Below are 20,780 nucleotides of genomic sequence, written 5' to 3'. Positions count from 1 at the left end.
AGCGCCGGAGACACCGGAGACACCGGAGACACCGGAGACATGGGAAGCACCGGAGACTCCGGAGTCATCCGGGGTGGCGGGGGCCGCAGAGGTGTCAGGGTCGCCCGGGAAACCGAGGGCCGACCGCTGACGGCTGCGGGGAGCGTCGGGGGTACGGGGAGAGTCAGACACAGTGGGTTCGATTTTACGTCGGTCAGCGGCCGGCTTCCCCCAGCGCGGTGAGCGCCCGGCGGGCCACCTCTCTCCCGATCGGCAGGGACGCCGTGGCGGCCGGGGAGGGAGCGTTGAGGACATGGACGGCCCGGGGCCCTTCCTTGATCAGGAAGTCGTCGACGAGGGTCCCGTCCCGCAGTACGGCCTGGGCGCGGACCCCGGCCGGGGCGCGCACCAGGTCGTCCTCCCGTACGACGGGCAGCAGCCGCCGCACCGCCGCCGTGAACGCCCGCCGGGACACCGAGCGGCGCAGCTCACCGGCGCCGTACCGCCAGTGCCGCCGGGCCATGTGCCATGTGCCGGGCCAGCTCAGGGTGGTGGCGATCTCGCGGGGCCGTACGACCCCCCAGCGGTACCCCTCGCGGGCGAGGGCCGGTACGGCGTTGGGCCCGACGTGGACGCCGCCGTCGACACCGCGGGTCAGATGGACGCCGAGGAAGGGGAAGGCGGGGTCGGGCACGGGATACACCAGGCCGTTGACCAGTCCGGGCCGGGCCAGCTCGTAGTACTCGCCGCGGAACGGGACGATCCGCATGTCCGGCTCGTCCCCGGCCAGCCGGGCGATCCGGTCGCAGTGCAGCCCGGCGCAGTTCACGAGGACCTTGCCGCGCACGATGTCCCCCGCGCGCGTGCGCACGGCCACGCCCCGCCCGGGGCGCCGGTCGATCCGTACGACGTCCTGGCCGTGGCGCAGCTCGGCGCCGGACGCCTCGCCCAGGCGGCGGGCGACGGCGACGAAGTCGCAGATGCCGGTGGCGGCGACCTGGATGGCGGCGAGGCCGCGGACCTCGGGTTCGTACTCGGCGATCTGGGCGGCGCCCAGCTCACGGACCGCGATGCCGTTCTCCCGGCCGCGCTGGGCCAGGGCGTGCAGCCGGGGCAGCTCGGCCCGCTCGGTGGCCACGATCAGCTTTCCGGGGACGGCGTGCGGGATGCCGTACTCCGAACAGAACTTGATCATCTCGGCGGCTCCGCGCACCGCGTACCGTGCCTTGAGGGAGCCCGGCCGGTAGTAGATCCCGCTGTGGACGACCCCGCTGTTGCGCCCGGTCTGGTGCCGGGCGGGTCCCGGCTCCTTCTCCAGCACCGTCACCCGGGTCCCGGGGGCGGCACGGGTGATCGCGAACGCGGTGGACAGCCCGACGATGCCCCCGCCGACCACCAGCACATCACAGTCGTACACCCCGGCCCGCACCTGCACCACCTCCCACCTAGATAGTGCACTGCGCCACTGACATCCCCTTTAAACGCGGGGAACGGCAGCCCATCCGGCGGTGCGGGGCCCATCCGGCGGTGCGGGGCCCATCCGGCGGTGCGGGGCCCTGTGGGCCTACGGCTCCGCACCTGAGCCAGGCGGATCACCTGAGCCAGGTGGACCACCCGAGTCAGGCGGATCACCTGAGCCAGGCGGATCACCTGAGTCAGGTCGAGGTTCTGTGGAGCGATCAGGCCGGTGCCATCATCAGCAGCGGCCTCGCCCGCTCGCGCAGTTCCACCACCCGCGGTTCGTCCCCGTACGGCTCCAGCCGGTGCAGCAGGTCCTTCACATACTCCGTGGTCCGCGCGGAGGAGATCCGGCCCGCCACCTCCACGGCCCGCACCCCCTGCTCGCACGCCGCGTCCAGGTTCCCCGACTCCAGCTCGGCGACCGCCGACACCACCAGCCGTAACCCGTGCGACCGTACGAACTCCTCCGTCGGCTTCGACAGCGCCTGCTCGGTGAATCTCCGCACCTGCCGCGGCGCCTTCAGATCGCGGTAGCACTCGGCGGCGTCCGCGGCGAACCGGTCGTAGGAGTAGAAGCCGAGCCAGGACGGGTCGTTGTCCCCCTCCCGGGACCGCTCCAGCCAGCCCTCGGCCGCCTTCAGCGCGGCGCCCGCCGCCTGCGCGTCGCTCGCGCGGGCGTGTGCGCGCGCCTCGACCAGGCGGAAGAAGCTCATGGTGCGGGCGGTGGCCAGCCCCCGGTTGCGTTCCAGGGCGGCCTGGGCGAGGTCCACGCCCTCGTCACCGAAGCCGCGGTAGGTGGCCTGGAGCGACATCGACGCCAGGACGTACCCGCCGAGCGGGACGTCCGCCGCCGCGCGGGCGAGCCGCAGCGCCTGGATGTAGTACCGCTGGGCGGCCTCCTGCTGGCCGGTGTCGAAGGCCATCCAGCCCGCGAGCCGGGTGAGTTCGGCGGAGGCGCCGAACAGGGCGCGGCCGACCTCGTCGGAGTAGGAGCCGAGCAGCAGCGGCGCGGCCTCCACGCGCAGGCACTCCGGGACCATCGACGAACGCCAGTCGCCGCCGCCGTACTTGGAGTCCCAGCGTCGGGCGTCCTCCGCCGCCTCGCGCAGCTTCTGCACATCGCTGTGGCCGACTTTGAGCGGTGCGCCGGAGCCCTCGGAGGGGTGTGCGTCGCGCGCGACCGAACTGTCGGCCGGGGTTATCAGCCACCGGGAGGCGGGCGTCGCGTACGCGCTCACCGCGAAGGAACCGGCGAGGGACTGCCAGATGCCGCCGGTGCCGGCCCGGCGTCCGGCGAGGTCGAGGCGGTACAGCTCGGTGGCCGAGCGGACGGCCTGCCCGACATCGCGCGGGAAGGCGAGGCCCACCTCGGGCGCGGGGTCGGCGTCGGCCAGACCGATCTCGTGGAGCGGCACCGGACGGCCGAGTTTCTGTCCGATGGCGGCGGCGATGAGATGCGGGGCGGCACCCTGCGGCACCATGCCCTTCGACACCCAGCGCGCCACCGAGGTCTTGTCGTAGCGAAGCGTCAACCCGCGTTGGGCGCCAAGGTCGTTGACGCGCCGCGCGAGTCCTGCGTTGCTGATTCCCGCGAGGGCGAGAACGGCGCCGAGTTTGTCGTTCGGCCCGCGTTGCTCCCTGGACATGAGCCACCCCTCGACACAGACGGCTGCCGCGCTGGCATAAGCACGCGGCATTCGTAAACCCAGCGTAGTTCGCCGCATCCCAAGCGTTAAGAGGCATTGTTCCGGATGGCGGGATTGTGGTCCGTACGGAAGTACGGGGCGGGCACGGTGCGTTGCGGCGTGCTCCCGGTGTGTGGCCGTGCGCCTGTCCGTGCGCTCTTCTCCGGCCATCGGGGGAGCGGTTCCATGGCTGTGCGTGGGTCGGCCCGCTGTACTGGACCAGTGGGCTGGGGGACACCGCCGCCTTCATCCCCGCGGGTGGCGGAATGGTCCGGGGGGCGTGTCTGCGCCTCCCGGGCCCCGCGGTGCCGGGCGGTGCGCAGAGCATTGACGGAGCGTGTGCAGAACCGTTCCGATCTTCTTACCGCAATCTTGATTTGGCCGAAAAGCGACGCTGCCCCGCGCTGAGGAATACCGCTCCCACCATACGAATTGACGGCGCGTTGGGTGCTCAAGGGGCGTGATTCGGGGGCGCATTCGAGTCGCGGGGCATAGCTCGCACCCGCGTGTTCGGACGGATGACGCCCCTTCGGCGCCTCCTCGATGTCCTCTCGGTCTCCCGCGCGCGGCGTCTTGTTCCGTGGCCGGCACGGTCGTTCAAGCGGCTCCGCCGCCGCTCCGTGGCGGGTTCTTCGTGGCAGCATGGTGAACCTGTTCATGCGGTGCACTGGTTGTCCACAGCCTGTGGAGGCGTCGATGCGGTGGTTGGTGGGATGGAGCAGCGCCGCCGCGGCAGCCCTGGGCGCCGGGTTCGGCGGCTCCGGCGGGACCGGTGGGATGGGCGGGACCGGCGGGTTCGGCGGGACCGGTGGGACCAGTGGGATGGGCGGGATGGGCGGGATCGGCGGGGATGTCGGTTCGGCCGGGGCCACCGGCCCCGACGGCGAGACTCTCCACCCGGTCGGCTCCCAACTGCTGTGGGGCGACCCCGATCCGCTGTGGGCGGTCGGCGACTGGCGCCCCGACGAGGTCCGGGTGGTCGCCGCCGACCCGCAGACCCGGATCGCCGTCCTCGGCACCTGCGCCGCCAGCGACGAGGAGTTGCGCGTCGCCCTGTTCGCCGCGCGCGGCGGCGCCCTGCGCCATCTGACGGCCTGGCCCGGCAGTTACACCGCCGTCGTCCAGGTCGGCCGCCGCGTCACCGTCTGCGGCGACCTCGCGGGCGCCCGCCCCGTCTTCCACACCCCGTGGGCGGGCGGCACCGCCTACGCCACCGCCGCCCTGCCGCTGGCCGACCTGGTGGAGGCCAACCTCGACTTCGGCCATCTCGCCGCGCTGCTCGCCGCCCCCGACGTCCCGGCCGCCCTGCACGACTCCACCCCGTACGACGGCGTACGGCGCATCCCGCCCGGACACGCGCTGATCCTGCGCGCCGGGGCCCGCGAGATCGCCGGGTACGAGCCGGTCGCCTCCCTCGCCGTGGCGGCGCCCCCCGCCGACCCCGACAGCGCCGTGGACGCCGTGCGCGACGCCCTCGTGGACGCCGTACGCGCCCGCCTCTCCGCTCCCCGGCACGTGCCCGGCGCCGGTATAGACCCCGGCCCGGTGCCGGGCATGGGACCCGCCGAACGGCGTGCCGCGCGCGGGATGCCGGTGCCGGGGATCGGCGCCGACCTGTCCGGCGGCCCCGCCTCCGCCACCCTCGCCCTGCTCGCGGCCGGTCTCCCCGGCAACCCGGGCACCCTCCTCGGCCACGGCACCGGCGCGGGCGAGCGACTGCTGGCCGTCACCTTCAACGACCTGGCCGTCGGGGGCCGGGAGGCCGAGGTGCAGCGCGCCGGCGAACTCGCCGCCAACCCCCGGCTGCACCACGTGGTGGTTGCGGGCGGCGAGGAGACCCTGCCGTACGCCGACCTCGACGGCCCGCTGACCGACGAACCCGGCGTCGGCCTGGTGTCGGCCGCCCGGCACCGCGCGCGGCTCGCCGCGGGCAGCGCCGACCACTTCACCGGCTACGGCGCCCGCCAGGTCCTCGACGCCCACCCGGCCCGCCTGGCGGACCTGCTCATGGACCGCAAACGCCGCCACCTGGTCCGCCCGATGGCGGCGCTGGCCAAGGCGGAGGGCTCGGTCATGGTGCCCCCGCGCGTGTACAGCGCGGCCCGCCGGCTGTCCCGCACCCCCTACCGGACCGGCGTGGACCGCCTCGCCGACCGCCTCATGGACCGCGGCTTCGACGAGCCCGGCGGCGCCGTCGGGGCCTCCCTCGCCGCGCTCACCTGGGCGAGACCCGGCCCCGCCGCGCGCTGGCTGACGGGTGAGGCGCTGGCTGAAGTATCGGTTCGCCTGCACAGTGAGCCCGGTCGCTCCGGCATCGCCGGCCCCGGGCAGCGCCCCGGCGCCTTCCGCGCGCGAGCCGCCCTCGCCCGCTACGCCGCCGACCTCCGCATCCTGGAGCAGGCCGCCGAGATCCGCTTCCAGCGCCTGCACACCCCGTTCCTCGACAACCAGGTCGTCCGCGCCTGCCGCGACCTCCCCGAAGCCCTCCGCGTCCAGCCGGGCGCCCGGGCCGCGATCCTGCGTACGGTCCTCAAAGGCGCCGGAGTGGCCGACCTCCCGCCCGGCTGGGGCGCCCCCTCCCACGCCCCCGCGGCAGCCGCCGCCCGCACCGGCCTCCGCGTCTTCGTGAGCCCCCTCATCGACCTCTTCGACACTCCCCTCCTCGCCGAGGCGGGCCTGGTCGAGGCCCGGGTCGTCCGCAAGGCCCTGCGCGCCTGCGCCGAGGGCGAACCCCTCCCCGTCGACGGCCTCGCCCACCTCGTCTCCCTCGAACTCTGGCTCCGCCGCCTCCTCTCCCGCCGAGGCACCTGCTGGACCGGAACCCCCGCCCGAGCCCGCGCGGTACCGGCGGGAATCACCCCCCAGAGAGGCGCCTTGGGAGCGGGCGCGACGGTACGACGGGGGTAGGGGCGTTCCACGAACGGCTTGCGGGTGGTCCACGGGGTCCTTGTGGGGGTGGGCGGTTCGCTTGTGAGTGGTCCGCAGGCGCTTCGTGACGGACCCAGGCTGCCTGTGGTCTCGTGAGGGAACCCAGGCTGCTGGTGGGCGGTCGTGTCGCAGGCTCCCCGTAAGGGGCACGCCCTGGGTGGGAACCACTGGCTTCCCGCGTACGGATCACAGGCTCTACCGGCCAGTCCGCACGATCCTCGTGAGGGGAGCGCGTGTTTCCGGGGTCGGGTCGGCGGGCGCGGTGAGGGTGCGTGGGCTTCCGGCGATGGGTTCGCGGGTCTGCGATGTGGCCTTGTGGATCTCCGGCGATGGGCTCCGCAAGCTTCCGGGTGGCTTTGCGCGCTTCCGGCGGTGGGTCGCGTGCTCCCGGCAGTGGCCTTGCGAGTCCCCGTCGGCCAGACCGCAGCCCGTCGTGGCCAGACCGCAGCCCGTCGTGGCCGGGCCGCAGGCCCATTTGCGGCCGGTCCGCAGGAGCCGTGCGGCTGGTCGGCCACTGCCTGACGGCCGGGTCGCGACAGCCCATCGGCCACGCCGCGGCGGCGTGATGGGTGGCTCGTGGCAGCCCTACGGCCGGTTCGTGGCAGTCGGACGGCCGGGTCGCTGTCGACCCACGGCCGGGTCGTGGCTGCCTGATGGCCGGTTCGCGACGATCTCTCAGCCGCGCCGCGACAACGTGGGCTGGCTCCCGCAGCCCTACGGTCGGTTCGTGGCAGCGTGATGGCTGGCTTGCGGCAGCTCTACGGTCGGTTCGCGGCAGCGTGATGGCTGGCGCGCGACAGCCCCACAGCCGGTTCGTGGCAGCCGGACGGCCGGGTCGCTGTCGACCCACGGCCGGGTCGTGGCTGCCTGATGGCCGGTTCGCGACGATCTCTCGGCCGCGCCGCGGCAGCGTGACGGCTGGCTTGCGATCGCCCCACCGCCGGTTCGCGATAGCCGTGCGGCCGGGTCGCCGCAGGCCCGTTGCGGTTGGTCCGCAAGAGCCGTGCGGCCGGTTCGCCACTGCCTGGCGGCCAGCTCCCGCGCCCACCCCACAGTCGTGCCATGGCAGCCTGGCGGCGGTTCGCCACCCCCCAGGGATCAGCTCGTGGCAGCCTGACGACCGGCTCGCGCCCACCCCCAGCCGCGCCGCGACAGCCTGACGGCCGGGTCGCCGCCGCCCACGGTCGGTTCGCGGCACCCCACAGCCGTGCCGCGCCAACCCACGGCCGGTTCGCTTCGGTGGTGGCGGGGGCCGGTGTGGATCCCCGGCGCGCGCTGGCGCCGCTGCGGCGACAATGACCCGATGCGGTACGGAATCCTCGGCGTGACCGAGGCGCGGGACGGGCAAGGCGTCGCTCTGCCGCTCGGTGGGCCCCGGGTGCGGGCGCTGCTCGCCGCGCTCGCCCTGCGCGCGGGACACACCGCGGCGCCCGAGACGCTGATCGCGGAGATCTGGGCCGGCGACCCGCCACAGGATCCCCCGGCCGCGCTGCAAGCCCTGGTCGGCCGGCTCCGCAGGGCCGTCGGCAAGGACGCCGTCGTCTCCGGACCCGGCGGCTACCGGCTCGCCGCCGCCGAGGACGACGTGGACCTCGGCGTCTTCGAGCGCCTGACCCGACAGGGCACCGCCGCGCTGGAGGAAGGCGACCCCGACCGCGCCGCCCGCGACCTCGCCACCGCCCTCGCCCTGTGGCGCGGCCCCGCCCTCGCCGACCTCCCCGACCGCACCGCCGCCGCCCGCCCCGAAGCCCTGCGCCGCGCCGCGACCCGCGCCCGTATCACCGCCGACCTGCGCCGGGGCCGCGCCCCGGACGTCGTACCGGAACTGTCCGAGCTGACCACGGCGTACCCGTACGACGAGACCCTGCACGCCCTCCTCGTCCGCGCCCTGCGCGACAGCGGCCGGGGCGCCGACGCGCTCGCCGCCTACGAACGCGCCCGCCGCGCCCTCGCCGACGGCCTCGGCACCGACCCCGGACCCGAACTGCGGGCCCTGCACGCCGGACTGCTCGGCGGGGCGGCCGGGCAGCGCGGCACGGGCGGCGCCCACCCCGCCGGGCCCACGCCCCCCACGCCCCTCACGCCCCCCGCACCCCCCGTACGCCCCACCCGCACCGGGAACATCCGGCCCCGGCTGAACTCCTTCGTCGGCCGGGAACTCGAACTCGACGCGCTTCGTTCCGAATTGCACAGGGCACGACTGGTCACCCTCACCGGACCGGGCGGCTCCGGGAAAACCCGTCTCGCCGAGGAGGCAGCCGTCGGCCTCCCCCAGGCGTGGCTGGTCGAGCTGGCCCCGCTCGACCGGCCGGAGGCGGTGGCAGGCGCGGTGGTCAACGCGCTCGGTCTGCGCGAGACCGTGCTCATGACCAACGAGCTGACGGCCCCGCAGGACGACCCCGTCGCCCTGCTGATCGAGCACTGCGCCCAGCGCAGCCTGCTCCTGATCCTTGACAACTGCGAACATGTCATCGGCGCGGCGGCCGGCCTCGCCGAAACCCTCCTTACCCACTGCCCCGGGCTCACCGTCCTCGCCACCAGCCGTGAACCCCTGGGCGTGCCCGGCGAGTCCGTGCGCCCGGTCGAGCCCCTCCGCCCCGACCAGGCACACCGCCTGTTCGCGGAGCGCGCGTCGGCGGTCCGTCCCGACCCCGACCCCACCCCGCGCGACACGGAGGCCGTCGCGGAGATCTGCCGCCGCCTGGACGGACTGCCGCTGGCCATCGAACTGGCGGCGGCCCGGCTGCGGATGCTCACCCCCCGGCAGATCGCCGACCGCCTCGACGACCGCTTCCGGCTGCTGACCGCCGGCAGCCGTACGGCCCTGCCCCGCCAGCAGACCCTGCGCGCGGTCGTGGACTGGTCGTGGGACCTGCTGGAGGAGCCGGAGCGGGAGACGCTGCGGGAGGTGTCGGTCTTCGCGGGCGGCTGGGACCTCACCGCGGCGGAAGCCGTCTGCGGCGGCCGGGCGGCCGAACTGCTGGGCGCCCTCGTGGACAAGTCCCTGGTCGTCGCCGCCCCGTACGAGCAGGGCGGCACCGACGTCATGCGGTACCGGATGCTGGAGACCATCCAGGAGTACGCCGCGGAGCGCGCCGCCGAGTCCCCCGCGCGCCGCGCCGAGGTAGAGCGCCGGCACCTGGCCTGGGCGTGCGACCTGGCCCGCGCGGCGGACTCCCTGCTGCGCTCGGCCGGTCAGCTCCCCTGGATCGCCCGTCTGGAGACCGAGCTGGACAACATCCGCGCCGCCCTGCGCCGGGCCCTCGCGGCCGGCGAGGAGCAGGGGGCCGGGGACCTCGCCCTCGCCATGGGCTGGTTCTGGTGGCTGCGCAACTACCGCCAGGAGGGCGTGCGCTGGGTCGCGGCCGTCCTGAGCCTGGCGACCCCCACCCCACCACACACCCCCGTCCCCGCCCCCGCCCCCGGGCCCGCACCCGCACCCGCACCCGCCCCCGGACCCACCTCCACACCCCCAACCTCCCCAACCTCCCCAACCTCCCCAGCCGCTCCTCCCTCTCCTCCCACTCCTCCCCCTCCCGCCTCTCTGGGCTCTCTCGGCTCCACGCCCTTCAACCCGGTCTCCGCCTATCTCGCCGTGGCCGACGACGAGGTCACCCACCCCCGGCACGCCCTCCGTATGCGGCTGCGCATGCTCCACCTCTTCCTGGCGTCCGACACCGAACCCGTCGAGGGGCTCACGGACCCGACGAACGCGGAGTACGCGGGCAGCGTCGCGTACGTCGACCGGCTCCGCGCCCACTTCGAGAAGGGCGGCCCGGAGGCGGCCGACCTGCCCGGACTGTTCTGGCCGGTGACCGCCTTCCACCGCGGCGGCGGGGTCGACCCGCGGCCCGCCCTGGAGGCCGCGATCGCCAACTGCCGACGGCACGGCGGCGTATGGGAGCTGGGCGCCATCCTGATGTTCCGTGTGCACCTGGTCATCGACGCGCTGGGCGGCACCGAGAACGTGGACGACGACCTGGCGGAACTGCGCGGGCTCAGCAGACAGGTCGGCGACCGCTGGCTCCGCGCCCAGGTGTGCAGTGTGGCGGGCGAGGCGGCCATGGCGGCGGGCCGCTTCCAGGAGGCCCGCGGGGAGTACGAGGAGGCGCTGCGGCTCGCCTACGAGGTGGGGGCGTTCAACGAACCGCCGTTCCTGATGGTCCGGCTCGCGGAGATCGAGTTCCGCACGGGCGACACCGACGCCGCCACGGAGATCCTGGTCGAGGCCACCCGGATCGCCGAGATCCACGGCATCCCGGACTCCCGGGCCTTCGTCGCGCTGATGCGGGCGTACATCGCCCTGGACACCGGCGACACGGCCGAGGCCCGTACGTGGTTCACCCGGAGCCGCCGGTACGCCGCACAGGGCACCCCGCCGCCCCACTTCACGGCCGCGACGGACCGGCTGGAGGCGCTCGTCACGGCCGCCGAGTCCGGTCCCGCGCACGGGCTGCCGATGCTGGCGGAGGGCCTGCGCACGGCCAGGGCGAAGGGCTGCGCGGAGCCGGTGCTGGCCGGCCTGGTGGACAGCGCGGCCGAACTGCTGGTCCGGCTCGGTGACTTCCCGCGCGCGACGCGGCTGCTGGCCGTCGCCGACGTCCTGCTCGGCGGCCGGTCCCGTCCGCACCCCGAGCCCACCGAGATCGCGGCCCTCGACAGCGCCGCCCGCGAGGCCCTGGGCCCGGCCCGGCACACCGCCGAGCGGCGGCGCGGCGCACGGTTCACCGTGGACGACATCCTGCGCGAGCTGACCGAGGCCAGGCTCCCGGCCTAGGTGCAGGTGAACCGGGACTGCGCCCAGTTCACCGGCAGCAGCCGGTCGAAGTGGCCGTGCGGTTCGACCACCAGCCGGACGGTGTCGTACCCGTTGAGGTTCACCCGCACCGGCACCGCCGGTTCACCGCCGCGGACCGGACCGGACTTCCACAGCCGGGCGCCGTCGCCGTAGACGGAGAAGTAGACCTTGCCGAGGGTCAGCGTCATGTCGTCCACGCCGACGAACGCGTCGTACGCCGAGCACGGGCGGTTGAGGTCGATGGTGACGGAGGACGAGCCGTGCACGGTGACGCCGGGGGAGTAGCTCCGACCGCTGATGGACAGCCGCTGCCGCTGCCACACCCAACTGCTCTCCCCCATCCGCATCTCGGGCGCGCTGGAGTCACCGGTGACGTCGTACGCCAGCTCGCTCCACTGGTAGACGGTCGGCGCCGGGGGAGGCGTGGGCCTCGGTGTCGGTGTCGGGGTGGGCGTCGGCGTGGGAGTGGGCGTCGGTGGGGGGGTGGGCGTGGGCGTAGGGGTCGGCGTCGGTGTGGGGGTGGGCGGCGGAGTCGGCGTGGGGGTCGGTGTGGGGGTGGGCCGGGGTTCCGGGGCGGCGGGCGGCGGCGGGGCCGGCTTCTTCGACGGGGTGGGGGACGGCGGCTCCGGCTGCGCTGCCGGGGCCGAGACGGGCGGCTTGGCCGTGGGCTTCGGGGGTGTGCTGTCGTCACCGACCAGCGCGAGGGCCAGCGCGGCGGCGGTCACCGCGACGACACTGGCCGCGATACCGGCCTTGACCGGAGCGCCCAGGCCCTCCGAGGCGGCGGCACCCCCCGACGCGCCCCCCGACGCGCCCCCTGCCGCGCCCCCTGCCGCGCCCCCCGCCGTGCCGTTCGCCGCGGCGGCGGCACCGGCCGCGCCCATGGCCCCCGCACCGGTCCCCCCGGCGATGAGCGCGCCGAGCTTGCCGTACCCGGCGGCGGCGAACCAGCCGATGACGGCCACCGGCACCACCGCGGGAATACCGCTCGCGACCTCCTCGACCTGGGTCAGGGCCAGCCGGCACTTCGCGCACTCCTCCAGATGCTTGCGCAGCCCGCGTTCGGCCCGGCTGCGCAGCCTGCGGCGGGCGTAGGTGCCGAGCTGGTCGGCGTAGCGGGCGCACTCCTCGTCGTCCACGAGGGTGGCGCTGACGTGAGCCTGGAGATACGCCTGCTTCAGCCCCTCGCGGGCCCGGCTGGCGAGGACGCGGGTGCCGTTGGCGTCCAGGCCGAAGAGGGTGGCGACCTCGCTGGGCGACTCGTCCTCGACCTCGGTGTGCCAGAGCACCGCCTGCCAGCGCTCGGGCAGCGAGCGGAACGCCCGCATCGCCATGGACTGCTCGGCCTCGTGCATCGCGCGGACGTCGGCGCCGAGTTCCAGGGTGTCGTCGTCGGAGACCTCGGAGGCGCGCGCGGCCTGCGCGGCGAACACCGCGAAGTCGTCCACGAGGTGCTCGCGCCGGGCGCTGTTGGTCCAGTGGGCGGCGGTGCGCCGGACGCTGGTCAGCAGATAGGCGCGTACGGCGAACTCCGGTCCGGAGCCGCCGCGTACGGCCTGGAGCATCCGGGCGAAGACCTCCGCGGTGAGGTCGTCGGCGGTGTGCCCGTCCCGGCAGCAGGTACGGGCGTAGCGGCGCACGGCGTCCGCGTGGCGCCGGTACAGCTCCTCGTACGCCGTGTCGTCCCCGGACCGCATCCGCTCGATCAACTCGGCGTCGGCGGGCGGCGTCTCCCGGGCGGGCGGCAGCACACCCTCGTCGGGCCCGTCCCGCCACTCCCGTTGCGCGGGCACCGCCGGTTCGTCGGCGGCGGCGGGCTCGGGGTCGACGTCCGGGAGGGGAACGGGGCCGCCCTGGGCCGGAACCCCGTCGCCGGGCCCGGCGGACCCGCCGCCCCGCACCGGTACGGGGTCCGCGGTCCGGCCGCCCTGGTTCGGGACCTGCGGAGTCGTTCCGCCGCCGGCTCCCGCGTCGCTGTCACCGAGTGACCCGTCGCGCCCGTCAACGCTCATCGCGGAAAGCCCCCGCCGCCTGACCCAACATCCCGAAGCACCGGGTCAGAGTGCCACATCGACTTTTCGTCAGTAACCCGGCTCGTGTCCATCCACTCGTCCGAGGGGACTTGCCGGAGGGGCCGTATGGAACTTCACCCGATCGGGGAAGACTCAACGGACGCCCCGCCCCCGGAAGCCGGACGCCCCGCCCCCGGAAGCCGGACGCCCCGCCCCCGGAAGCCGGACGCCCCGCCCCCGGAAGCCGGCCACCCCGCCGAACCCACCCGAACCCGAAGCGGGCACGCCCCATTCCACACCCAAGGGCCCCCGCAAGCCCCCGGGATCACTCCCGGAAGCCCCCGAAGGCCCCGAAGGCTACGGCCGCCCCCGCCTCACACCGGCCGGGACCGCAACCCCTCCAGCAGGATGTCCAGCAACCGCGCCGACGCCGCCGCCTGCTGCGCCGCGTCCGGCAGCGACGGAGCCGCCGTGGCGATCACCAGCAGGACATCGGAGACGGACACGTCGGCCCGCAGTTCGCCCGCCGCGCGGGCCCGGTCCACGAGCTGACCGACCACGTCGAGCAGCGCCGCCGCCCCGGCGTCGTCGTCCAGCGCACCCGCCCCGGACGGCTCCTCCGGCACCAGCCGCAGCTCACCCGAGCCCGGCTGCATCCGCTGAGCCGGCACCCGGGCCCCGTCGGGGCCGCCGTCCTCGGCGACACCCACCCGCAGCACCTGCGGCGGCAGCAGCCGGCCCGCGCCGGACGCCACCGACGTCCGCAGGAAGCGCGACAGCGCCGACCACGGCTCGTCCTCCTGCCCGAGCGCGGTGCGGGCCTGATCGGTGAGCCGGGAGGTCTCCTCCTCGGCTATCCGTCTGACCAGTACGTCCTTGCTCGGGAAGCGCCGGTAGACCGTGCCGACCCCGACCCGCGCGCGGCGGGCGACATCCTCCATCGGCGCCCCGTACCCCAGCTCGCCGAAGACCTCCCGCGCGGCCCGGAGCACATGCTCCAGATTGCGCTGGGCATCGACCCGCAGCGGTGTGGTGCGTGAGTCCTCGCCACGGCCCACGGCCGCGCCCTGGCCCGCCACGGAGCCCAGCGAGCCCCCGCTCACGGTCCCGGACACACCCGTCATAGCCCCTGCTCCGGCCCCGGCCCCGGCCCCGGTCACGGTGCCGTGTCCCGTTCCGACCGCCGTCGCCGGTGCGATCGCCGACGCGGAAGCCCAATGAGAGTCCTGAACATGCATATGAATTCCCCCGGTAACGAGGTCTCCCCCCGGAGACTTCTCCCCGCCATTGGATACCGGAGCGCGGCGAACGAACCCGTGAATCGGTCCTTGTGGCGAGATCCTGTCGGACCCGCCGGATCCGTGAGCGCATCCCCCTACACCCCGTCGGAACACGAACATAGTTGAGCGGGAGTCAATACAGAAGGGGCAGGTTCCGCACGGAGCGCCCCCCGATCGGAGTACGGACCGCAAACGTCCCGGTTACGCCCGCTTCCCGCCCCCGGCGCACCCCGGCTGACCTGCGCACCTGCCCGCCTCCGCCCGCGCACTCCGGCAATTCGGCCAAGCCGGGGCAGGTCCGGCCTCCGGTCACACAAATTGCCGGGGCTGTGGACAAACGGCGGTGCCCGGTGCGTCATGGGGTGGTGAAGGAACGTGCGCGCATTCTCGTTGTCGGCGGCGGCTACGTCGGGATGTACACGGCTCTGCGCCTCCAGAAACGGCTCAAACCCGAACTCAAGGGGGGCCGAGTCGAGATCACCGTGGTCGCACCCGATCCGTACATGACGTACCAGCCCTTCCTTCCCGAGGCCGCGGCGGGCTCGATCTCGCCACGCCATGTCGTCGTCCCGTTGCGCCGGGTGCTGCCGGACTGCCGGATCGTCGTCGGCGAGGTCGCCTCGATCGACCACACCGAGCGCACCGCCACCCTCACGACCCTCGCCACCGAGGAGGAGGGCACCGGCCCGCGCCGGCTGTCCTACGACGAACTGGTCCTCGCGCCCGGCTCCGTGGCCCGCATCCTGCCCGTCCCCGGCCTCGCGGAACACGGCATCGGCTTCAAGACCGTCGAGGAGGCCATCGGGCTGCGCAACCATGTCATCGAACAGATGGACATCGCCTCCTCCACCCGCGACCCCGCGCTCCGTGACGCCGCCCTGACCTTCGTCTTCGTCGGCGGCGGCTACGCGGGCGTCGAGGCCCTCGGCGAACTGGAGGACATGGCCCGCTACACCGCGCGCTACTACCACAACATCCAGCCCGAGGACATGAAGTGGATCCTCGTGGAGGCGGCCGACCGGATCCTCCCCGAGGTCGGCCCCGAGCTGGGCCGCTACACCGTCGCCGAACTGCGCCGCCGCAACATCCAGGTGCTTCTGGAGACCCGCCTGGAGTCCTGCGCCGACCGTGTCGCCGTGCTCAGCGACGGACAGCGCTTCCCCACCCGTACGGTCGTCTGGACCGCCGGCGTCAAACCGCACCCCCTGCTCGCCGCCACCGACCTCCCCCGCACGGACCGCGGCCGGCTGCGCTGCACCGCCGAACTGGCCGTCGAGAACACCCCGCACGCCTGGGCCGCGGGCGACGCGGCGGCCGTCCCCGACGTCACCGCCGCCCCCGGCACCTACTGCGCCCCCAACGCCCAGCACGCCCTGCGCCAGGCCCGCGTCCTCGGCGACAACATCGTCCACTCCCTGCGCGGCGAACCCCTCGACACCTACGCCCACAGCTACGCGGGCTCGGTCGCCTCCCTCGGGCTGCACAAGGGCGTCGCCCAGGTCTACGGGCGCCGGCTCAAGGGCTTCCCCGCCTGGTTCATGCACCGCACGTACCATCTCAGCCGGGTGCCCACCTTCAACCGCAAGGCGCGGGTCCTGGCCGAATGGACCCTCGCCGGCCTCTTCAAACGCGAGATCGTCTCACTCGGTTCACTCGAACACCCCCGCGCCGAGTTCGAACTCGCGGCCGGTGGAAAAGCTACGGACGACCCCGGGAACCACCCGAAGGGCCCGAAGCACTGACCGGACCGCGAAACCAGGCGCCCCACCCCGGCGCCCCAGCGGGACCGGCGCCCTCCTCCCCACCGACAGGTACCGACCGTACCGACCGTACCGACCCATACCGCCCGTGCTGACCCGCACGGCCCGTGCTTGACCCCGTACCGCCCCCGTACTGCCCGTACCGCCCCGTGCTGCCCGTGCTGACCCCGTACCGCTTCGTACCGCCCCGTGCCGACCCGTACCCACCCCTACCGACCGGTACCGACAGGCGGACGCTGACAGGTGTCGACCGGTCCGCCACACTGCCAGACTGGCTCCACCGGACCGGCGCACGGTAGACCGGTGCCGCACGGCAACCGCCGCACGGCACACCACCGCACGGCACACCACCGCACGGCGGTCCGGCGCACCCCGTGCACGGGCCCGGGCGGGCCGCCACCCCGCCCGACACCCACGAGGCTGTTTCCCCCCACGCCGCAGCATCCGGGGGCCGACCCACGACTCGGCCACCGCCGCGCAGCCGCCGGGAGTCCGGGCCGGAACCGGAGCCGGCCGACGACCACTACACAAGGCAAGGATTCGTGAACTTCACGCGCTGGAGCGCCCGGCTCCCCGGAACACAGCGCCGCGCCGCAGCGCGCGCCGAACTCGCCGCCTCCCCGGACCGCACGGGCGAGAGCCGCGACACCCGCGAAGCCCCGGACCCCCGGAACAGCCACGACACACCGGAGGGAGGGGAGAACCGGGACGGCCGGGAGGAAAGCGAGAGCCGACAGGACCGGCCGGGCCCGCAGGCCCATGACGCCCGGGAAGGCGCCGTACCCGCCGCCCGGGCCGAACACCTCACCGAAGAGCCGACCCACCCGTCACCACTCCCACCACCCGCATCACCCACATCACCGACCCCACCCACCACCCCGGTCGTCGAGGACCTCCCGGTGCGCGACGTGCTCGACAGCGTCCCCGCCCTCGTTGCCCTGGTCCACGGCCCCGACCACCGCCTCGCCTACGTCAACGACGCCTACGTCACCGCCTTCGGCCCCCGCACCCCCGGCCACCCCGCCGGCGAGGCCCTCCCCGAACTCCATGACCTCGGCCTGCTCCCCCTGCTCGACCAGGTCCTACGCAGCCGAAAGCCCCGTACGGTCAAGTCCCGCAAGGCGTCCGACGGCCGCTCCTACACGTTCTGCTGCACCCCGGTCCTCAAGGGCGGCGACGGAGGCGACGGGGGTGTGCTGGTGTTCGCCACCGACGTCACCGACCACGCCGAGGCCGCCGAACGCCTCCGCGCCAGCGAACGCCGCCAGCGCGAGACCGCCGTCACCCTCCAGCGCTCCCTGCTCCCCCAGGAACTGGAACAACCCGACGACCTGCGGATCGCCGCCACCTACCAGCCCGGCGGCACCGAAGCAGCCGTCGGCGGCGACTGGTACGACGTCATCACCCTCGGCGGCGGACGCACGGCCCTGGTCATCGGCGACGTCATGGGCCGCGGTGTACGCGCGGCGGCGGTCATGGGCCAGTTGCGCACGGCCGTCCGGGCGTACGCCCGACTGGACCTCCCGCCGCACGAAGTACTGCAACTGCTGGACGGACTGGCGGCGGAGATCGACGCCAACCAGATCGCCACCTGCGTCTACGCCATCCACGACCCCAACGAGGGCCGGCTGGTCTACGCCTCCGCGGGCCACCTCCCCATCCTGGTCCGGGACGAGAGCGGCACCGTCCTGCGCGCCGACGAACCCACCGGCCCACCGCTCGGCACCGGCGGCTGGATGCACGCCTCCGGCACGGTCCCCCTCGGCCCCGGCTCCACGGCCGTCCTCTACACCGACGGCCTGGTCGAACGCCGGGACGCCGACCTGGACGAGGGCATCGCCGCCTTGGCCGGCGCCCTCGCCGGAGCCACCGGCACCCCGCAGGTCATCTGCGACCGGCTGCTGCGCTCGGCGGGAGTCGCCGCCGACCACGACGACGACGTGGCCGTCCTGGTCCTCCAGCACCCGGCCCGCAACGGCCCCGACGGCGACCTCTTCCGCAACGCCGCGCTCGAACTCCTCGGCGGAGTGGAAGCGGCCCCCCGCGCCCGCGCCTTCGCCTCCGGCGTCCTCACCAGTTGGCGCTTCCCGACCGACCTGCACGACCTGGGCGTCCTCGCGGCCAGCGAACTGGTCGCCAACTCCCTCCAGCACGGTGTCCCGCCCATGCGGCTGCGGCTGCGCCGCACCGACCGCCGCCTCATCGTGGAGGTCACCGACGGCGACGACCACCTCCCGCGCCGCCGCCGGGCCGAACCGGCGGACGAATCGGGCCGAGGCATCGCCATCGTCGCGACCATCGCCTCCAACTGGGGCAGCCGCCGCACCCCGGGCGGCGGCAAGGCCGTGTGGTGCGAGTTCTCGCTCCCGCCGAGGAGGACGTAGCACGGCCCCGGCCTCATGAGGCCGGGGCCCGAGCCTCGGGACCTGGAACCTGGCACCCGGAACCCCCGCCCCGGGCCCCGCCCCCGGCCCGGGATCAGACCTTGGCCGGAACGGGCTCCACGGCCCCACTGCGCCGTATGACCTGGCTCCGGGCCAGCCACGGATGGTCCTGCACGACCGTGAGCCGCCGCCCCATCCGCAACGCCAGCACACTGATCCCCAGCGAGAACAACAGGAACGTCACGACGTACGGGCCGTGCAGCGAGGCCCCCATCGGCCCGCCGATCGCCGGGCCGACGGCCAGCGCGAGCTGCTTGACCAGCGCGAACGCCGAGTTGTACTGCCCGGCCAGCCCCTCGGGGGCGAGGTCGGCGACCAGCGGGGCCACCGTCGGCGACAGCATCGCCTCACCCAGCCCGAACAGCGCGTACGTCGAGATGAAGGCCGCGGTCGCCATGGCCTGGCTGCCCTGCCCCAGCCCCGCGTACCCGGCCGCGATCCACGCCACGGCCCAGATCAGCCCCACGGCCGCGATCACCCGGGACCGCCGCCGACGCTCCACGAACCTCAGCACCACGAACTGCGCCACGACGATCACCGCCGTGTTGGCCGCCAGCGCGGTCCCCAGCACGGACGTGGAGATCCCGGCCGCCTCGACCCCGTACGCGGCCAGCCCCGACTCGAACTGCCCGTAGCAGGCGAAGAACAGCACGAAGCCCAGCACCATCAGCTGGACCATCGCCCGGTTCCCCAGCATCTGCTTCCAGCCGCCCTTGGCCGACACCGCGTCCGCGCCCTGGATCCGCGCCGTCCGCGGCATCCGCACGCTGGCCATCACCGCGACCAGCACCAGGAACATCGCCGCCTCGATCGAGAACAGCAGGGTGAACGACGAGACCCGGGTCGCGTCGACCAGGTGACCGCCGATGAGCCCACCGACCCCGAGGCCGAGGTTCTGCAGGAAGAACTGTGTCGCGAAGTCCCGCGACCGCGTCTCCGCGGACGACACGTCCACGATCATCGTCGCCAGCGCCGGCTGCATCACGGCCTGTCCGGCCCCCAGCGCGGCGGCGGACAGCAGCACCGTCACGGCACTGGCGGCGAGCCCCAGGCTCAGCGCGCCCACGGCCGCGGTGACCAGGGCGACCATGAGCACCGGCAGCGGACCCCGCCGGACGATGGTCCGCCCGGCGAACGGCAGTACGACGAGCGCGGCCACGGCGAAGACGGCGAGCACCAGGCCCGCCGTCGTGGACCCCAGTCCCCGCACCTGCGCCACATAGACGTACAGGTAGGGGACGGTGAAGCCGAGCCCGAACGCGCTGAGTGCGTTGCCCACGTGAATCCGGCGCATCGCGGCGCCCATCGCCCTGGTCACGTTCACCTCTCTCAGGTAGTTGAAGAGTTCCAGTAGTGAGAACTGAAGACTTCGAAGATAAATTTCGAAGCTAAAGGCTACATGGTGAAGGACTTCAAGGCCAAGCCGTGCCGTGCCATACTGCGGCCCATGGCCGACAGCCCCGGCGACCGCGAGCCGACACTCGACGAACAGATCGCCGCCTACCAGCGCGAGTTCCAGGACCTGGACCCTCTGGTCGAGAAGATCGTCTCGGCCCTGTCCCGGCTGAACCGCCGAATGAACGTCGCCTACGGCCGTCAGACCGCGGCGCTCGGCATCAGCGGCACGGACTGGGAGGTCCTCAAGGCCCTCGTCCTGTCCGGCTCGCCCTACCAGCTGGGCCCGGGCGATCTCGCCAAGCGCCTCGGCCTCACTCCGGCCGCGATGACCCACCGGATCGACCGGATGGTCACCGAGGGACTGGTGACCCGGGATCGCGACGAGTCCAACCGGGTGCGGGTGATCGTGGAGCTGACCGCTGAGGGGCGCGAGAAGTGGCTGGAGGCCATGCGCCTCGCCTCCGTCTTCGAGGAGGACCTCGTCCAGGACCTCAGCCAGGACGAGCGCGCGGCCCTCGGCGATGTCCTCACCCGCATCCTGCGCCGCGTGGAACACGCCCAGCCGGACGCCGGCGGCCGGCTCACGGACCTCGACTGACCCTGTCCGGCCTGCTCTGATCCACGCCCATCAAAGATCTTGACAGGCGGAGCTTGACAGCCCTCTGCCCGATCCGTAATGTTCTCCGGGTTGCCGCCGAGCCGTAACGGTTCTGCGACAGCACCTCCCGCCGCGAAAGCGGCAACTCAATCCATAAGCATGATCTCCCCTGCGGGTCGATTTCGGCATGCCCGAATTCAATTCGAAGGAGGACTCGGCCCCCGATTTGGGAATCACCGAGAGAATCCGCTAAGGTTTGAGACGTCGGAACGGCCCAACGGCCGGGAAGGCGAACCCCGCTGACTGGGGGTCAGGTCAAGAAAAGGATCTGATAGAGTCGGAGACACCGAAGGGAAGCCCGGAGGAAAGCCCGAGAGGGTGAGTACAAAGGAAGCGTCCGTTCCTTGAGAACTCAACAGCGTGCCAAAAGTCAACGC

The 20,780-nt window shown here is 73.8% G+C and carries 10 protein-coding genes; 5 read left to right on the top strand and 5 right to left on the bottom strand.

Annotated features, from left to right (window positions below; translation table 11 throughout):
* Positions 1-193 precede the first annotated feature (193 nt).
* Positions 194-1,408 (bottom strand): L-2-hydroxyglutarate oxidase, encoded by a 1,215-nt coding sequence (lhgO, locus tag ACIQNG_RS19000; RefSeq protein WP_401486341.1) that lies wholly within the window; start codon positions 1,406-1,408, stop codon positions 194-196.
* Positions 1,409-1,658: 250 nt separating this feature from the next.
* The gene (locus tag ACIQNG_RS18995; protein WP_401436896.1) at positions 1,659-3,086 is read right to left on the bottom strand and encodes an MFS transporter; all 1,428 of its coding nucleotides are present in this window, start codon (positions 3,084-3,086) and stop codon (positions 1,659-1,661) included.
* A gap of 861 nt (positions 3,087-3,947) precedes the next feature.
* Here ACIQNG_RS18995 and ACIQNG_RS18990 point away from each other — a divergent pair.
* Positions 3,948-6,032 (top strand): asparagine synthase-related protein, encoded by a 2,085-nt coding sequence (locus ACIQNG_RS18990; protein ID WP_401486739.1) that lies wholly within the window; start codon positions 3,948-3,950, stop codon positions 6,030-6,032.
* A 1,324-nt stretch (positions 6,033-7,356) separates the two neighbouring features.
* Positions 7,357-10,830, top strand: coding sequence for an ATP-binding protein (locus ACIQNG_RS18985; RefSeq protein ID WP_401486338.1), 3,474 nt, complete (start codon positions 7,357-7,359; stop codon positions 10,828-10,830).
* On the opposite strand, the gene ACIQNG_RS18980 is transcribed toward ACIQNG_RS18985, so the two are convergent.
* Positions 10,827-12,863 (bottom strand): sigma-70 family RNA polymerase sigma factor, encoded by a 2,037-nt coding sequence (locus tag ACIQNG_RS18980; protein ID WP_401486337.1) that lies wholly within the window; start codon positions 12,861-12,863, stop codon positions 10,827-10,829. The genes ACIQNG_RS18985 and ACIQNG_RS18980 overlap by 4 nt on opposite strands.
* Positions 12,864-13,237: 374 nt before the next feature.
* Positions 13,238-14,101, bottom strand: coding sequence for a TetR/AcrR family transcriptional regulator (locus ACIQNG_RS18975; RefSeq protein WP_401486335.1), 864 nt, complete (start codon positions 14,099-14,101; stop codon positions 13,238-13,240).
* A 404-nt stretch (positions 14,102-14,505) separates the two neighbouring features.
* On the opposite strand from ACIQNG_RS18975, the gene ACIQNG_RS18970 reads away from it, so the two are divergent.
* Together ACIQNG_RS18970 and ACIQNG_RS18965 are read left to right on the top strand one after the other, a co-directional pair.
* A complete protein-coding gene (locus ACIQNG_RS18970) occupies positions 14,506-15,885 on the top strand; it encodes an NAD(P)/FAD-dependent oxidoreductase (RefSeq protein ID WP_401441600.1) in 1,380 nt (459 codons plus the stop codon).
* A 560-nt stretch (positions 15,886-16,445) separates the two neighbouring features.
* Positions 16,446-18,287, top strand: coding sequence for a SpoIIE family protein phosphatase (locus ACIQNG_RS18965; protein WP_401486333.1), 1,842 nt, complete (start codon positions 16,446-16,448; stop codon positions 18,285-18,287).
* Between the two features lie 94 nt (positions 18,288-18,381).
* Here ACIQNG_RS18965 and ACIQNG_RS18960 read toward each other — a convergent pair whose 3' ends face one another.
* On the bottom strand, positions 18,382-19,653 hold the full coding sequence (locus tag ACIQNG_RS18960) for an MFS transporter (RefSeq protein WP_401486738.1): 1,272 nt from the start codon (positions 19,651-19,653) through the stop codon (positions 18,382-18,384).
* A gap of 141 nt (positions 19,654-19,794) precedes the next feature.
* On the opposite strand from ACIQNG_RS18960, the gene ACIQNG_RS18955 reads away from it, so the two are divergent.
* Positions 19,795-20,343 carry a MarR family winged helix-turn-helix transcriptional regulator gene (locus ACIQNG_RS18955; protein WP_401441598.1) on the top strand — a complete coding sequence of 183 codons (549 nt, stop codon included), beginning with the start codon at positions 19,795-19,797 and terminating at the stop codon, positions 20,341-20,343.
* Positions 20,344-20,780 lie beyond the last annotated feature (437 nt).

Source organism: Streptomyces sp. NPDC091377 (genome assembly GCF_044757045.1).
Classification (GTDB): Bacteria; Actinomycetota; Actinomycetes; order Streptomycetales; family Streptomycetaceae; genus Streptomyces.
This window is presented reverse-complemented; position numbering and strand designations above follow the sequence as displayed.

What these genes read in the sequence shown, in the direction of transcription:
- ACIQNG_RS18955 (WP_401441598.1), top strand. Translation starts at nt 19,795, where the DNA reads ATGGCCGACAGCCCCGGCGACCGCGAGCCGACACTCGACGAACAGATC.
- ACIQNG_RS18990 (WP_401486739.1), top strand. Translation starts at nt 3,948, where the DNA reads ATGGGCGGGATGGGCGGGATCGGCGGGGATGTCGGTTCGGCCGGGGCC.
- ACIQNG_RS18960 (WP_401486738.1), bottom strand. Translation starts at nt 19,653, where the DNA reads ATGGGCGCCGCGATGCGCCGGATTCACGTGGGCAACGCACTCAGCGCG.
- ACIQNG_RS18985 (WP_401486338.1), top strand. Translation starts at nt 7,357, where the DNA reads ATGCGGTACGGAATCCTCGGCGTGACCGAGGCGCGGGACGGGCAAGGC.
- ACIQNG_RS18995 (WP_401436896.1), bottom strand. Translation starts at nt 3,086, where the DNA reads ATGTCCAGGGAGCAACGCGGGCCGAACGACAAACTCGGCGCCGTTCTC.
- ACIQNG_RS18975 (WP_401486335.1), bottom strand. Translation starts at nt 14,101, where the DNA reads ATGCATGTTCAGGACTCTCATTGGGCTTCCGCGTCGGCGATCGCACCG.
- ACIQNG_RS18980 (WP_401486337.1), bottom strand. Translation starts at nt 12,863, where the DNA reads ATGAGCGTTGACGGGCGCGACGGGTCACTCGGTGACAGCGACGCGGGA.